The organism is Bacillus sp. FSL M7-0307 (assembly GCF_038627835.1).
In the GTDB taxonomy this organism is placed as follows: domain Bacteria; phylum Bacillota; class Bacilli; order Bacillales; family Bacillaceae; genus Bacillus; species Bacillus altitudinis.
In genome coordinates, this window is the sequence record NZ_CP152023.1 from 1,011,135 (window position 1) to 1,026,694 (window position 15,560).

Genomic DNA, 15,560 nt, shown 5'->3' on the forward strand with positions numbered 1-15,560 from the left:
TTGTGGAGAAAAAGAAAATGGGGCTACTTGTCATGGCATATGGCACCCCATATAAAGAAGAAGACATTGAACGTTACTATACACATATCCGTAGAGGCAGAAAGCCAGAGCCGGAGATGCTGCAAGATTTAAAGGACCGCTACAAGGCAATTGGCGGCATCTCTCCTTTATCAAAAATTACAGAACAGCAGGCAAATGGCTTGTGTGAACATTTGAATGAGATCCAAGACGAGATTGAATTTCATGTATACATTGGGTTAAAACACATCGAGCCTTTCATTGAGGATGCGGTCGCTGACATGCACCGAGATGGCATCACAGAAGCGGTGAGTATTGTACTAGCACCGCACTTCTCCACATTTAGTGTGAAATCGTATAACAAACGTGCACAAGATGAAGCAGAAAAGCTTGGCCATCTGAACATTACTTCTGTTGAAAGCTGGTACGATGAACCGAAGTTTGTGGACTATTGGGTGAAACAAGTGAAAGAGACGTATGCATCCATGAGTCAGAAAGAAAGAGATTCAGCAGTGCTGATTGTGTCTGCACACAGTCTTCCTGAAAAAATTATTGCAGCAGGGGACCCATACCCTGATCAGCTTGCACAATCTGCAAAAATGATTGCTGAAGGTGCAGGAATTGAGCATTATGAAATTGGCTGGCAAAGTGAAGGCAATACGCCTGATCCGTGGCTTGGACCAGACGTACAGGATCTCACGCGTGACCTATTTGAGCAAAAAGGCTATAAAACATTTGTATACGTGCCTGTTGGTTTTGTCGCTGATCACCTTGAAGTGTTATACGACAATGATTATGAATGTAAAGTCGTCACGGATGAAATTGGTGCAGCTTACTATCGTCCAGAAATGCCAAATGCGAAACCAGCATTTATTGATGCACTGGCAGCAGTCGTATTAAAGAAGCTTAATGAAAGCAAGTAATCATATAAAAGAAGGCGATCCTATGCATGACAATCAAAAACACCTTGTCATCATTGGCGGTGGCATCACGGGTTTGGCCGCCGCCTTCTATTTGGAAAAGGAAATTGAAGAAAAAGGCCTTCCTATCCAAATATCTCTTATTGAAGCGAGTCCTAGGCTAGGTGGAAAAATTCAAACATTATATAAAGACGGTTATATCATTGAACGTGGACCCGATTCATTTTTAGAAAGAAAGGTCAGTGGACCCCAGCTGGCAAAAGATGTTGGCCTATCTGATCAGCTCGTCAATAATGAAACAGGGCAAGCGTATGTATTAGTCAATGAAACCCTTCATCCGATGCCAAAGGGCGCTGTCATGGGCATTCCAACTCAAATCAGTCCTTTCATTACAACTGGGCTTTTTTCAGTTGCCGGAAAAGCACGTGCAGCGATGGATTTCGTTTTGCCAAAAAGCAAACAGACAGAAGATCAGTCTCTGGGGGAATTTTTTAGAAGACGTGTGGGTGATGAAGTGGTGGAGAATTTAATTGAACCGCTACTATCAGGCATTTATGCTGGTGACATTGATCGCCTGAGCTTAATGTCTACCTTCCCGCAGTTCTATCAAACAGAACAGAAGCATCGCAGTTTGATTCTTGGGATGAAAAAATCACAGCAGCATGCAAAAGCGCAACAAGTGACAGCGAAAAAGCAAGGACAGTTCCAGACAATCAATCAAGGGCTGCAAGCACTTGTTGAAGCGGTCGAAAGTAAACTCAAGCTGACGAAGATTTACAAAGGGACAAAAGTGACCCAGATCGAAAAAGCCGAGGGAGGTTATGGCGTTCAATTAGACAGCGGTCAAACGCTTTTTGCAGATTCTTCCATTGTGACAACTCCTCACCAATCGATCTATTCCATGTTTCCAAAAGAAGCAGGGCTTGAGTACTTGCATGACATGACATCGACTTCTGTTGCAACAGTTGCACTCGGATTTAAAGAAGAGGATGTTCACAATGAATATGATGGCACTGGTTTTGTCATCTCAAGAAATAGTGATTTCTCCATTACAGCATGTACGTGGACAAATAAGAAATGGCCTCACACTGCACCTAAAGGAAAAACATTGCTTCGTGCATATGTTGGGAAAGCTGGTGATGAATCAATTGTTGAACAGTCTGATCATCAAATCGTGAGCATTGTGCTGGAGGATTTGAAGAAAATCATGGATATTAAAGCAGATCCAGAGCTGACGACAGTGACTCGCTGGAAAACAAGCATGCCGCAATATCATGTGGGTCATCAAAAACAGATTTCGACGATGCGAGAAACGTTTAAGCAATCATATCCTGGTATTTATATCACGGGTGCTGCTTTCGAAGGTGTTGGGATTCCTGATTGTATTGATCAAGGAAAAGCTGCCATCTCAGAAGCTGTATCTTATCTATTTTCATAAAAAACAAACTCCCTTTTCTGTCATGGAAAGGGAGTTTTTCATGTTTGTATGTTTAGAAAAGAGTGGTGAATAATAAAATTGAACAAAGTTGTTGCATTTGAGGAAAAGGATATGGTATATTACTTTCTGTACTTAATGACCGAAACGTTCAAATAGTCATTTTGGGAGTGAGATCATGAGTGTTGATAGGAGACAAATGATTTTAGATGGAGCAACAAAGGCATTTACTCAGTTCGGGTATAAAGCCACGACAATGGACCTTGTAGCAAAGCTTGCCAATGTTGGAAAAGGAACGATTTATACTTTTTTCAAAAACAAAGAAGAGCTGTTCGATGAAATTTTCACATCACTGTTAATGGAGATGAAGAAAATTGCAGATGAAGCAATAGATGAGAAGAATAGTTTCTCAGAAAACCTTCACTTAGCACTCTTTGCAATATTAGAATTTCGAAAAAACCACCAGCTTACAATTAAAATCTTTCAGGAAAATGCGGAGCTTGGCACGTCAGCAGTGAAAGAAATGATTGAAAAAATGGAGCAGATGATCATTCGTTATATTAAAACAAAAGTAAAAGAAGCGATTGAAAAAGGCGACATTAAGCCCTGTGATCCTGAATTGACGGCATTTGTGATGGTGAAACTATATATTGCACTTATTTTTGACTGGGAAAAGCGATATGAGCCTTTAACAAAAGAAGAGGTCGCTGAATCGCTCGAGCTTTATGTACTAAAAGGACTGTCTGCAACAACATAATTTTTTTTAAGTTCAAATGACCGAATTCTTAATTTAGTCATTCATCAATGGGAGGAAAACAGCAATGAATTTAATTCGGAATCAATGGAAAGACATTGTGACGAGCAAAAAACTACTGATCCCGATTTTAGCTGTCTTATTTATTCCACTGATTTATAGTGGTGTATTTTTAAAAGCTTACTGGGATCCATATGGTACAGTTGATCAATTACCTGTAGCGGTTGTCAACTTGGATGAAGGCAGTCATTATGACGGCAAAAACCTTCAAGTAGGCGATGATTTAGTGAAGGAATTGAAGAAGAACGATAGTTTTAAATGGCATTTTGTTGATAGTGAAGAAAAGGCTATCAAGGGGTTAAATAACGAGGACTATTATCTCGTCGTCGAGATTCCGAAAGATTTCTCAAAAAATGCGAGTACAGTACTAGACAAACATCCGAAAAAATCGAATCTGAAATATTATACGAATCCAGGCGCAAACTATGCTGCGTCTCAAATTGCGAATAACGCCATTATCAAATTAAAAGATTCGGTTTCAAAGGAAGTCACAGAAAATTATGCAGAGGTCATCTTTGATAACTTCAAAACGATTGCAAAAGGATTAGATCAAGCAAGCGATGGAGCGAAGAAAATTGATGACGGAACAAAAAGCGCAAAAGACGGTAGCCAAAAGTTAAAAGACAATCTGGCGAAATTGGCAGAAGGAACGTTAACGTATAGCGAAGGTGTTCATCAGTTTGCAGGAAAAATGGGTGAACTGAACACTGGAATTCAATCTCTTGATAGCGGTCTTGGTCAGCTCTTAACAGGCTATCAAACGATTGATCAGAAATTTGGTGAGCTTGGCACAGGAATTGATACATTGACCGAAGGGTTAAACACAAGCCGTGAAGGACATGAGCAGCTTTCTTCTAAAATGCCGCAATTCACAGCAGGCATTGAGCAGCTGAACAATAAAGCACAGTCATTTTCAGAAAAAATCACTGCTGTTGAGAAAGTATTGTCTTCACCTGAATTAGCGAATCTAGAAAAGATGGCGCCTAAGATTGATCAGGTGAAAAAAGATGCAAAAACGTTCAGTACCAAACTTGCTTCTTTAAAAGAAGCGTTATCTAATCGAGATGCAAAAGTAAAAAGTATTATTCAAAACAGCTCGATGACAGATGAAGAGAAAAAGGCGGCAATGGATCAGCTAGACAGTCTTCCTACAATCGAACTGCCTGATTTGTCTGGTCTTGAGCAAAGCTTAGCGGCGCTGCAGGAACTGCCTGACGCAAGTGAAGTTCAGTCTGCGGTTGCATCTGCAAAAGCACAGCTGCAGCAAGTCAAGCAGCTGCCAGAGAAAACAGAACAGCTTTATACATCGACAGTCGCCATACAAAATGCGATTGATCAAATGACATCCGGTACGAATAAATTGTATCAAGGTGCACTGAAGCTTCAAACGGGCCAAGGGAAATTACAAGATGGCCTGCAAACAGCAAATGGAAAGCTTGATACAGCGAAAAGTGGTGCGGATAAACTGGCAAATGGTTCAAGCCAGCTTAGTGCAGCATTGAATAAACTAGAAAGTGGATCAGCGAGTATCCAAAGCAACTCATCTAAACTGGCTGAAGGGTCAAAATCCCTTGATAAAGGATTAGGTGACTTAAAAAGCGGGACTGGAAAGCTTTCTGATAAGCTAAAAAGCGCTGCAGATGAAACAGGAGACATTGATGCGGGGCAGGACAATTACAATATGATTGCAAGCCCAGTCAAAACAGAGAATGATACAGCGAAAAAAATTGATAACTATGGAACAGGGCTCACACCATATATTTTATCAATGGGACTCTTTGTTGGAGCTCTTATGCTGACTGTTGTATTCCCAATGAAAGATCCTGCCGGACGCCCTAGAAATGCGTTTGAATGGTTTGTCAGCAAATATAGTGTGCTTCTCTTAGTCGGTATCTTGCAGGCAGTGATTGCAAGCTCTATGCTCATCTTTGGACTTGGACTTGAGGTGGAAAGCCTCTGGCGCTTCTATCTCTTTGCGATCATCGTCAGTCTGACATTCCTAGCGATCATTCAGCTTCTTGCGACGACGATGGGGAATCCAGGTCGCTTCATTGCCGTCATTATCTTGGTTCTTCAGCTTGCAGCAAGTGCGGGTACATTCCCGCTTGAGCTTGTACCAAAATTCTTCCAAGTCATTCACAGTCTGCTTCCAATGACGTATACCATCAACGGATTTAGAACGATCATTGCAAGCGGTGATAACAGTTATTTATGGCACCAAGCAGCGATTCTTGGAACAGTAGCCATCATCATGATGGCTGCAACAACAGCATACTTTGCTTGGAACATAAGAAAAATGAAACAAGAAGAAGCTTAATCAAAAAAACCTTTCTCTTTCATGAGAAAGGTTTTTTTGATTAGAAATTAGACATCAGGAACCCGAAGCGATATATTTTAAGAAGGATGCTGAAAAAAGGCATGCTTGGAAATAATTTCTTTTAGATGAAGGAGGATATGCCGAATGACGACGGAAGTAAATGAAACGATTCAGCTTATTCAAAAGCTTGTGTCGATCCCAAGTCCATCAGGAAATACTGAGAAAGTGATTGGCTTTGTCGAACGTTTTTTACAAGATTTAAATATTGAAACGAAGCGAAATCGAAAAGGCGGATTAATTGCCACCCTAAAAGGAACAGATGACAAGGAACACCGCATGCTGACAGCACATGTCGATACGCTCGGTGCAATGGTCAAAGAAATTAAATCAAATGGCCGGCTGCGTCTTGCACTCATTGGAGGCTTTCAATATAACTCGATAGAAGGCGAGTATTGTGAAATTGAAACAGTAACAGGCCGTACATACACAGGTACCATTCTGATGCATCAAACGTCCGTTCACGTATATGAGGATGCTGGAAAAGCGAAGCGAAATCAAGAAAATATGGAGATTCGCTTAGATGAGAAAGTGAAAAATGCAGACGATGTGCAAGCACTCGGCATTCAAGTAGGAGACTTTATCTCATTTGATCCTAGAGTGGAAGTGACATCTTCAGGTTTTATTAAATCAAGACACCTTGATGATAAGGCAAGTGTGGCGCTGTTGCTGAGATTGATTCACCGCATTCAAACAGAGAACATCACATTGCCGCATACGACACATTTCTTAATTTCAAATAATGAAGAAATCGGATACGGTGGGAACTCGAATATCCCGGAAGAAACGGTGGAATATTTGGCTGTTGATATGGGAGCCATCGGTGACGGTCAATCAACCGATGAATACAGTGTGTCGATATGTGTGAAGGATTCTAGCGGTCCTTATCACTATGGTCTGCGCAAACATTTAGCAGCATTAGCTGAGGCAAATAAGATCGATTATCGCCTTGATATATACCCTTATTATGGCTCAGATGCGTCGGCAGCGATTCGAGCAGGGCATGATATCATTCATGGACTGATTGGACCGGGCATTGACTCTTCGCATGCCTTTGAAAGAACCCATGAAGACTCATTGATTCATACAGCCAATCTTCTGTACCACTATGTTCAAAGCAAATTAATCACAGTATAAAAAAGAACCCCATGATCGGGGTTCTTTTTGATTAGCTTGAAAGTTGTGTTGGCTCAGGTACATCTTGTCCAGTCATCACGCGGTGTCCTTTTTCAGGGTCATATTGCCCTTCCCATTTAGACATCACGACAGCTGCAAGTGCATTACCAGTTAAGTTGACAACGGTTCTTGCCATATCCATGATACGATCAACACCTGCAATAAAGGCTAGACCTTCAGCAGGAACACCAATCGTTCCGAGTGTTGCAAGTAATACAACAAAGGATGTACCAGGAACAGCAGCCATTCCTTTTGATGTCACCATCAGTACAAGAATCAGTGTGAGCTGCTGTACGATCGTGAGGTCAATGCCATATACCTGCGCTAGGAAAAGCGCCGCAATGGCTTGATACAAGACGGAGCCGTCCAGATTAAACGTATAACCAATTGGGATAACAAAAGAAACAATTCCTTTTGGACACCCGATGCGCTCCATTTTATCCATGACTCTCGGTAAAACTGTTTCAGAGCTGGATGTACTAAAGGCGAGAAGCATTTCGTCTTTCATGTAAGCAAGAAATCTGAAAATATTGACGCCAATCATCTTTCCAATAATTCCGAATACAACGATAAGGAAGAGAGCGAGCGCAAAATAAACAAGACCTACGAGCTTACCTAATGAAACTAGAGATTCAAGACCAAATTTTGATACTGTCACACCAATGAGCGCGAACACACCAAATGGTGCAGCTTTCATCACAACATTGACGACATGGAACATCGCATGTGACACACCTTCAAAGAAGGCGAGCACTGGTTTGCCGCGTTCACCAATCGCTGAAACGCCAAGTGCGAATAATACAGTGAAGAAAATAATCGCAAGCAAATCACCTTCCGCCAATGATTGGAAGAAGTTCGTCGGAACGATATGAAGGAACGTATCAGCAACTGATTTACTGCTTTGTTCTTTTTCCGTTTCAACATACTGGCTAATATCCTGTTTTTCTGTATGTCCAAAGTCAACGCCTGCACCTGGTTGAACAAAGTTCGCAAGCACAAGACCAAGGATGATCGCAAACGTTGTGATAATTTCAAAATAAAGAATGGTTCTAAAACCAAGCTTCCCTACTTTTTTACCATCACCCGCACCTGCAACACCTAAAATTAAGCTAGATACGACAATCGGAATGACAATCATCTTAATGAGTCGTAAGAAGAAGTCTCCAATTGGTTTTAAATATGTCTCAACACCAGGGTTACCGAAAAAGATCGCACCAACCACGACACCGAGAATAAGACCGATTAGGATTTGAGTAGCTAATCCAAATTTTAATTTTTTCATAGATTTCCTCCCTAACATATTCATTAAAGGAATATTCCCATTATATTAAGTTTTAATATATGAATTAAAGTATAACTAAAATTAAAGAGGTTCGTCCACGATTAAATTATATTAAGAAAATACAAAATTATTTGAAAAAATGGACACTTCGAACCCCCTTCGTTGTTTTAAGTCAATAAAAAGTGCCTTCCGAACTAAAAGTCATCATATGAAAATACTAAAAAACCCTTCTGTACCAAGGGTTTTACCTTTTTACCTATTTTTCAGAAAAAATAAAAAGCACTTTTGACTCCAACTGACGATGGAGGAAAAAAGTGCTTTTTTATTCTATTTATTACCTTATTTAAGATAACTTACTTGTGAGCATTCCTCACATTCATTACCGTAACACTCGTGCTGTTCCATTAAATCATTTCCACATTTTGTGCATTTTTTTGAAGGCAAATTTCTAAAAAACTCAGTGATTTTTCCTAGCATTTGTCATCCTCCAATACGTTTTATTGCTATCATTGTATTATAACAGATTAATAATTGTCAATCTGTTTTGTAACAATAGGCAAGAAGAATGCTTTTTTTATGAAAAATGGGTATATTGTAAGAAGGGGATTTTTTGAAAAGGAGGAAATATGACGATGAAATTAACCGTGATTGGCTGCTACGGAGGATTTCCAGCAGCTGGTGAAGCTACATCAGGTTATCTTTTTGAATCAGATGGTTTTCGTCTGCTTGTCGACTGCGGGAGCGGAGTTCTGTCAAAGCTTCAGCAATACATTGATATAGAAGAACTAGATGCTGTACTCCTTTCTCATTATCATCACGATCATATTGCAGATATCGGACCTCTCCAATATGCGAAGCTAGTGGGTTATCATTTAGGAAAAAGCAGTGGTCCGCTGACGATCTACGGACACACCGGGGATCAAGAAGCATTTCAGCGGCTCTCTGATGATGTACATACAAAGACAAAACCTTATCAGCCGGAAGAGGGCATTCAAATCGGACCATTTCAAATTGATTTTTTGAAAACGGTTCATCCGGCAGAATGCTATGCGATGAGAATTCAGGCACATGAGGCTGTGGTGGTGTATACAGCCGACTCCAGCTATCAGGATGCATTTATCCCTTTTAGCAAGGATGCAGACTTACTTATTGCCGAAAGCAACTTTTACGCCGGACAAGACGGATCGGGTGCAGGACATATGAACAGTACTGAAGTAGGGAAGCTGGCTAGTGAAGCAAATGTTGGGGAGCTCATCATCACCCATCTGCCTCATTTCGGTCGGCATAAAGACCTAGTCAATGAAGCACAGGCGTTATATACTGGCAATATACAGCTTGCCCATTCAGGGCTTAGATGGAACAAGGAAGGAAGATAGAGATGCTGTTTATCGATAACGAGCAACATTATGACCCAATGATTAATTTAGCCATTGAAGAGTATTGCTTAAAATATTTAGATCCAGAAGAAACGTATTTGCTGTTTTACATCAACCAGCCGTCTATTATTATTGGAAAGAACCAAAATACAATAGAAGAAATCAACACAAAATATGTGGAAGACAATGGCATCAAAGTCGTTCGCCGGTTATCTGGCGGTGGTGCGGTTTACCATGACAAAGGAAACTTGAACTTCAGTTTTATTACAAAAGACGATGGGGACAGCTTTCATAACTTTAAAAAATTCACCGAGCCAGTCATCAAAGCGCTTGAAAAGCTTGGCGTCAAAGCGGAATTAAGCGGCAGAAATGACATCATGGCAGATGGGCGTAAAATCTCGGGGAATGCTCAATTTGCTACACGAGGACGTATCTTCAGTCATGGCACCCTATTATTTGATTCAGAAATCGAACATGTTGTCTCGGCATTAAATGTGAAGAAAGAAAAGATCGAATCAAAAGGCATCAAATCCATTAGAAGCAGGGTTGCGAATATTAGTGAACTGATGGATCAAAAGATGACAACAGAAGAATTTAGAAAAATTCTTTTAAGCTATATTTTTGACACGAACGGAGACGTGCCTGAGTATCAGCTGACAGAAAAGGATTGGGAGAAGATTCATGAGATTTCTCGTGATCGATACCAAAAATGGGAATGGAACTACGGCCGTTCACCTAAGTTTAACTTGCAGCACTCTAAGCGTTTTCCAGCTGGATCGATTGATCTTCGATTAGAAGTGAAAAAAGGCATCATTCAAGACTGCAAAATTTTTGGTGACTTCTTCGGTGTAGGGGATATTGCTGATATTGAGAAACGACTCATTGGGCAGCAATATGATCGCAAAACCATTAGTGATGTATTAGAAGACATGGATATGCGCCATTATTTTGGTAACGTATCAAAAGAAGATTTTCTGGATTTGATTTATTAAGCAAGGACAAGCACGGCTAGAGATAGCGGTGCTTTTTCTATTGAAAGGGATGAAAGCGGTTTACATTTGATCTTGTGGATTTTTTCGATTGTCTATTATAATAGAAAGGAGGAATGTTTGGTCATAAAATGAATGGCTATTCATTCATTGATGAAGTATAAGGGGTGGGAGAATGGATTTGATCAAAAATCTTGAGCAGACTGCGATGACCAAGGGAGAGAACGTCGCACTGATTTTTGAAGGGAACAAGTGGACCTATCGAGAACTGATGACAAGTATCGAACGTTTTGCAGATGGTTTAGTGAGCGAAGGGTTTCAAGCGGGAGATCATATCGCGCTGATTTTAGGAAATTCACCGCATTTTGTGATTTCATTTTTTGGTGCATTAAAGGCAGGGCTTGTTGTTGTACCTGTCAATCCAACATATACGCCAAGTGAAATTGGCTATATGCTGGTCACTGGTGATGTAAAAGGGATTGTTGCTCCGGATCAGCTTCTGCCGATATACGAGCAGGTGTATGAACAGCTTCCAGCGATTGAACGAGTCATTATTTGTGCACAAAATGAATCTGCGTGTAGGTCAAGTTTAAAAGAAGTATCTGATCGTCTTGTTTTCTTCGGAAAGCTTGTGTCTGGAGATGCACCAGAAGCTGAGCATCCTTCCATACAACCTGACGATACGGCCGTTATTTTATTTACATCTGGCACAACAGGAAAACCAAAAGGGGCAATGCTCACTCATGTTAACCTTTATTCAAATGCAAGAGACATTGCTGAGTACCTGTCAATTGATGAGAAGGACAAGGTGATTGCTGCTTTGCCGATGTTCCATGTGTTTTGTTTGACCGTCTGTATGAATGCCCCCTTGATTCATGGAGCGACCATCTATGTCCTGCCGCATTTCAGCCCATCAGAGCTTTTACGAATGATGGAGAAAGAAAAACCAACGCTATTTGTTGGTGTTCCAACCATGTATAACTATTTATACCGCCAGGACGGTCATGAGGAAGCGATGAAGTCGGTGAGGATTTGTATATCAGGCGGTGCGTCCATGCCTGTTGCTTTACTTCACGGTTTTGAAGAAAAGTTCGGTGTCACGGTGCTAGAGGGCTATGGATTATCAGAGGCTTCCCCAGTGACGGCATTCAATCCCCTTGATGGAAAAAGAAAACCAGGCTCGGTCGGCACTGATATTATGAATGTGAAAAATAAGATTGTGAATGAACTTGGAGAGGAAATTGGACCAAACGAAGTCGGAGAACTCATCGCAAAAGGGCCAAACATTATGAAAGGCTATTATCAAATGCCAGAAGACACAGAGGCGGCCCTGAAAGACGGCTGGCTGTACACAGGAGATTTGGCGAGAAGAGATGAAGACGGATATATTTATATCGTCGATCGAAAAAAGGATATGATTCTCGTTGGCGGGTATAATGTATATCCAAGAGAAGTAGAAGAAGTGCTTTATCAACATGAAGCTGTAGCAGAAGCCGTTGTCATCGGTGTGCCAGATCCAAACACAGGAGAGGCTGTTGTCTGTTACATTTCCCCTAAGAAACATGCTCACATCAATCAAGAAGACATCATCACACATTGTTCACGCTATTTGGCGAAATATAAGCAGCCCCAAACGATCCATTTCATTGATGATATTCCAAAAAACACGACTGGTAAAATTTTAAGAAGAGCGCTAAAAGACAAGTACCAAGCAGAAACAAGTAAATAAAAAGGGAGCCTCTTGAAGAGGCTCCTCAGATTGTTGACAAAGGGCTAAAATGTTGTTTATTTTAGCCCTTTGTCTTCTTTTCAGCGTGATAGAAAACCTTTGCAGCCCTAGGAAGGACGAGTACTGGCGCGGAGCGAATTTCACATTCGTGAGCACCAGCACGCAGGACTGACAAAGAATGCGAGGGTTTGTCTACACGCTGGGGAGACTCCTATGAAGAGGCTCCTTTTTGAATCGCTTCTTGTACCTGTTTTCGAAAGGAATTTGACTGTTTTTGATTTAATTCATAATAGGTGCCGTCTACTAAAAAAACAACTTGAGAGCGGTTGGTCCATAGCTGAAAAGAAGTGCCATTTGTCCGTCCGAACATGACCTTGGCGATATAATCTGGCTTTTTTACATTCTTTTTGAGATGGCTGCTTGTTTGTTTCCCTTTGTTTAATTGTTCAATTAGATCTTCAGTTGTATCTTTATCATCTATTTCATAAGAAATGGACTGGTTCGTCGGTGAAAGCAATAATTTCTCTGCTCGATTTTCATCGAAGATGTCACTTGTCCGGCTGAACACATAAAAGAAGGTAATCAGTAAAAGCCCAAAGATCACAATTCCTGCAAGGATTTTCTTCATGATGAACCTCCAACTCACTTTTTTATGGTTAGTTTCTCCGATTTTTGAACAGCATAATCATTTTTTTCACTCAAGCTTTTTCAGATAGGGCATGCTATGATTGAGCCACATGAGACAGGTTCTAAACAAAAACGTGCGTGATTACAATAGAGAGAAATGGAAAGGAGGCTGACCAGTGCGAGTACGCAAATGGGTAGCTCTTGCAACGGTAGCATACATATTGTACGGTCTTTTTATTTATTCTTACTTATTTCTAATGGGGGATTCATCTGTCCCTGACAGTGTGAAAGGGACAAGTGCAGACCCGCATACATTTATGACAAGCCATGAGCTTGTGATCAGTGGAAGTTACTCGAACATTCGTAACCTGTTGTACTTTATGACAATTCCTTTAGATTGGTATGTCTTATTCCTTTTGCTCATTTCTGGGTTTTCAAGGAAATTAGCAGATTGGAGCTTGGCAGCAGCTCGTTTTCACCTTTTGAGCAAACTTGTGTATGTGTTTGTGCTGTCACTTTTGACGATGCTGATCACATTGCCGGTCAAGTGGGTGAGCTACCAGTTGTCCTTGCACTACGGTGTTTCAGCACAAAGCACGGCAAGTTGGCTAAAAGACCAAACGCTTGATTTTTGGATTCAATATCCGCTGCTTGTTCTATGCGCTATTGTGTTCTTTTGGCTCATTCAAAAGAAAAGGAAATATTGGTGGCTGTATGCTTGGTGTTTAACCGTTCCAGTTACACTGTTTCTCTTCTTTATACAGCCGGTCGTTATTGATCCACTCTACAATGATTTTTACCCATTGAAGGACCAAGCGCTTGAGAAAAAGATATTAACCCTTGCAGAGAAAGCACACATTCCAGCAGATCATGTATATGAAGTCAACATGTCAGAGAAAACAAACACGATGAATGCTTACGTCACAGGAATTGGTGAAAATAAGCGTATTGTTTTGTGGGATACGACACTTCAAAAGCTGAAAGACCGTGAAATCTTATTTATCATGGCGCATGAGATGGGACATTACGTGATGAAGCATGTGTATATCGGTTTAGCAGGATATTTAGTGCTGTCTCTGGTTGGATTTTTTGCCATTGACCGTCTTTATTTTTCCCTTTACCAAAAAGGCGCTTCTCCATTTCGTCTGAAGGCACCACATGACGTTGCTGCTCTTCCGCTTCTTTTGATCATTGTATCTATGCTGTCATTTGCTGCTTCTCCTTTTACAAATGCTGTGTCAAGGCATCAAGAACGTGCAGCTGATGAATACGCCGTGAACTTGACGAAAGATGAAGAGGCGGGGGTAACATCATTTCAAAAGCTTGCAAAATCAGGGCTTTCCCAAGTCAATCCGCCACTTTTAGTGAAAATATTCCGCTATGGACACCCGACGATGATGGAGAGAATCATCGATATGGAAAAAGCGGTGAAAAAAGAGGAAACATCGAAAAAGCAATAAATAAAAAATCCGGCTCAGTTAGCCGGATTTTTTTGTCACACTTATTTTAGTTAGAAGCTGCTTGAACGTTAATCAATCCTTTTCCATAATAGAACGAATTACCAAGCGGTGTTGCTGTATTTTCTAAGCGCTGACGAACCTGAGAAGTTGATAGATTCGGATACTTAGAAAGGATAAGCGCTGCTGCTCCTGCTACATGAGGAGATGCCATCGATGTTCCCGTATAAGATGTATATCCACTGCTTGGTACTGTACTTAAAATAGATGTACCAGGTGCAGAAACATCTAATTCAGGACCTGCGCTTGAAGACGAGTTTCTGACATTGTTGCTGTTCACGTTGGCAACAGCAATGGTTGAGTCGTATTTAGCAGGATAGCCAACGGTGCTAGTAGAGCCAGTTGAACCTGAATTCCCTGCTGCGGCAACGACAACTACTCCGCGGTTATTCGCTGTGTCTACAGCATTTTTAAGCGCTGTGGATCCGCTTGGGCCGCCTAAGCTCATATTGATGACATCCATGTTATTGGCAACAGCCCATTCAATACCGCTGATAATCCAGCTGTATTGTCCATCTCCGTTTCGATCTAACACTTTAACGGCATACAAGGAGGCGCTTGGCGCAACCCCAAGAACACCAATCGTGTTATCAAGGGCAGCAATGGTTCCGGCTACGTGAGTTCCGTGTGATTGAAAGTCTTGTGTGGCATTTGGCTCTGAAGGGACGAAGCTAGCACCGCCTGCAACATTTAAGTCAGGGTGTGCGGCGTGGATTCCAGTATCAAGGACAGCTACTTTGACGTTAGCACCTTTATAACCTTGAGCGTGTACGGCTGGAGCTTTGATTTGAGGGATACCATAAGGGACGGTTTGTGCATATGCTTCTGCTTTGTGGTCTTCTTCTACATAAGCAATGCTAGGGTCGTGTTCAAGTTTTTTTGCGGCTTGTTCAGACATCTTCACTTGTGCAGCATTAATGAGGCGGTATTGTTTTTCTAATTTCCCACCATTTTGTGTCACTGCTTGTTTCTTAGAGCTGTTTGTGGTGGCAGAAGCTTTAAAGCCAACGATATAGCTTTTTTCACTTTCTGACTTTGAGGCAGTCTCGGCATTTGCCATCGAGCCTCCAAACCCTGCTGAAAACAGAAGAGGGACAGCCAATAAAACACTTGTCATCACATTTTTCTTTTTCACGCACATTCCACATCCCTTTTTCTTATTTCAGAATAATCATCCGTAGTCTATAAGAATGATCCGTTTGATTATTCTGTATTTTCAGTTTAATAGAGGTAGGCAAATAAGAGTAGACCTGAATTTTTGTGGAAGTCCTAGCGAAAAATAGGGAATTAAGTCGCTTGGAAA

Annotated in this window: 13 protein-coding genes; 9 read left to right on the top strand and 4 right to left on the bottom strand. The window is 41.1% G+C overall.

Annotated features, from left to right (window positions below; genetic code table 11):
* Positions 1 to 2 precede the first annotated feature (2 nt).
* The 5 genes from hemH to MHI41_RS05120 all read left to right on the top strand — a co-directional run bounded on the left by hemH (position 3) and on the right by MHI41_RS05120 (position 6,698).
* Positions 3 to 941, top strand: a complete 939-nt coding sequence (gene hemH, locus MHI41_RS05100; RefSeq protein ID WP_268439710.1) for a ferrochelatase — start codon at positions 3 to 5, stop codon at positions 939 to 941.
* A gap of 22 nt (positions 942 to 963) precedes the next feature.
* Complete coding sequence (gene hemY, locus MHI41_RS05105; RefSeq protein ID WP_100325468.1) at positions 964 to 2,376, top strand: protoporphyrinogen oxidase; 1,413 nt, start codon at positions 964 to 966, stop codon at positions 2,374 to 2,376.
* 175 nt (positions 2,377 to 2,551) lie between these two features.
* Positions 2,552 to 3,130 carry a TetR/AcrR family transcriptional regulator gene (locus MHI41_RS05110; protein WP_026050070.1) on the top strand — a complete coding sequence of 193 codons (579 nt, stop codon included), beginning with the start codon at positions 2,552 to 2,554 and terminating at the stop codon, positions 3,128 to 3,130.
* 64 nt (positions 3,131 to 3,194) lie between these two features.
* Complete coding sequence (locus MHI41_RS05115) at positions 3,195 to 5,504, top strand: YhgE/Pip domain-containing protein (RefSeq protein ID WP_342494608.1); 2,310 nt, start codon at positions 3,195 to 3,197, stop codon at positions 5,502 to 5,504.
* Positions 5,505 to 5,648: 144 nt separating this feature from the next.
* Positions 5,649 to 6,698: a M42 family metallopeptidase gene (locus tag MHI41_RS05120; protein ID WP_024720001.1), complete on the top strand. Its 1,050-nt coding sequence runs from the start codon at positions 5,649 to 5,651 to the stop codon at positions 6,696 to 6,698.
* Positions 6,699 to 6,729: 31 nt separating this feature from the next.
* Here the strand turns inward: MHI41_RS05120 and MHI41_RS05125 are convergent, their stop codons facing one another.
* The gene (locus MHI41_RS05125) at positions 6,730 to 8,019 is read right to left on the bottom strand and encodes a cation:dicarboxylase symporter family transporter (protein WP_008348850.1); all 1,290 of its coding nucleotides are present in this window, start codon (positions 8,017 to 8,019) and stop codon (positions 6,730 to 6,732) included.
* A gap of 339 nt (positions 8,020 to 8,358) precedes the next feature.
* Positions 8,359 to 8,496: a protein YhfH gene (gene yhfH, locus MHI41_RS05130; RefSeq protein WP_008359029.1), complete on the bottom strand. Its 138-nt coding sequence runs from the start codon at positions 8,494 to 8,496 to the stop codon at positions 8,359 to 8,361.
* Positions 8,497 to 8,651: 155 nt separating this feature from the next.
* Between yhfH and MHI41_RS05135 the strand changes: the two genes are divergently transcribed.
* The 3 genes from MHI41_RS05135 to MHI41_RS05145 all read left to right on the top strand — a co-directional run bounded on the left by MHI41_RS05135 (position 8,652) and on the right by MHI41_RS05145 (position 12,113).
* Complete coding sequence (locus tag MHI41_RS05135) at positions 8,652 to 9,395, top strand: MBL fold metallo-hydrolase (RefSeq protein ID WP_017366952.1); 744 nt, start codon at positions 8,652 to 8,654, stop codon at positions 9,393 to 9,395.
* 2 nt (positions 9,396 to 9,397) lie between these two features.
* A complete protein-coding gene (locus tag MHI41_RS05140) occupies positions 9,398 to 10,387 on the top strand; it encodes a lipoate--protein ligase (protein ID WP_008348846.1) in 990 nt (329 codons plus the stop codon).
* Positions 10,388 to 10,559: 172 nt separating this feature from the next.
* Complete coding sequence (locus MHI41_RS05145) at positions 10,560 to 12,113, top strand: fatty acid--CoA ligase family protein (protein ID WP_342494609.1); 1,554 nt, start codon at positions 10,560 to 10,562, stop codon at positions 12,111 to 12,113.
* Positions 12,114 to 12,324: 211 nt separating this feature from the next.
* Here MHI41_RS05145 and MHI41_RS05150 read toward each other — a convergent pair whose 3' ends face one another.
* Entirely contained in the window at positions 12,325 to 12,741 is a 417-nt protein-coding gene (locus MHI41_RS05150; RefSeq protein ID WP_007497192.1) for a hypothetical protein, read from the bottom strand.
* A gap of 175 nt (positions 12,742 to 12,916) precedes the next feature.
* On the opposite strand from MHI41_RS05150, the gene MHI41_RS05155 reads away from it, so the two are divergent.
* Positions 12,917 to 14,200 (top strand): M48 family metallopeptidase, encoded by a 1,284-nt coding sequence (locus tag MHI41_RS05155; protein ID WP_342494610.1) that lies wholly within the window; start codon positions 12,917 to 12,919, stop codon positions 14,198 to 14,200.
* Positions 14,201 to 14,246: 46 nt separating this feature from the next.
* Here the strand turns inward: MHI41_RS05155 and MHI41_RS05160 are convergent, their stop codons facing one another.
* Positions 14,247 to 15,392, bottom strand: coding sequence for a S8 family peptidase (locus MHI41_RS05160; RefSeq protein ID WP_039962807.1), 1,146 nt, complete (start codon positions 15,390 to 15,392; stop codon positions 14,247 to 14,249).
* Positions 15,393 to 15,560 lie beyond the last annotated feature (168 nt).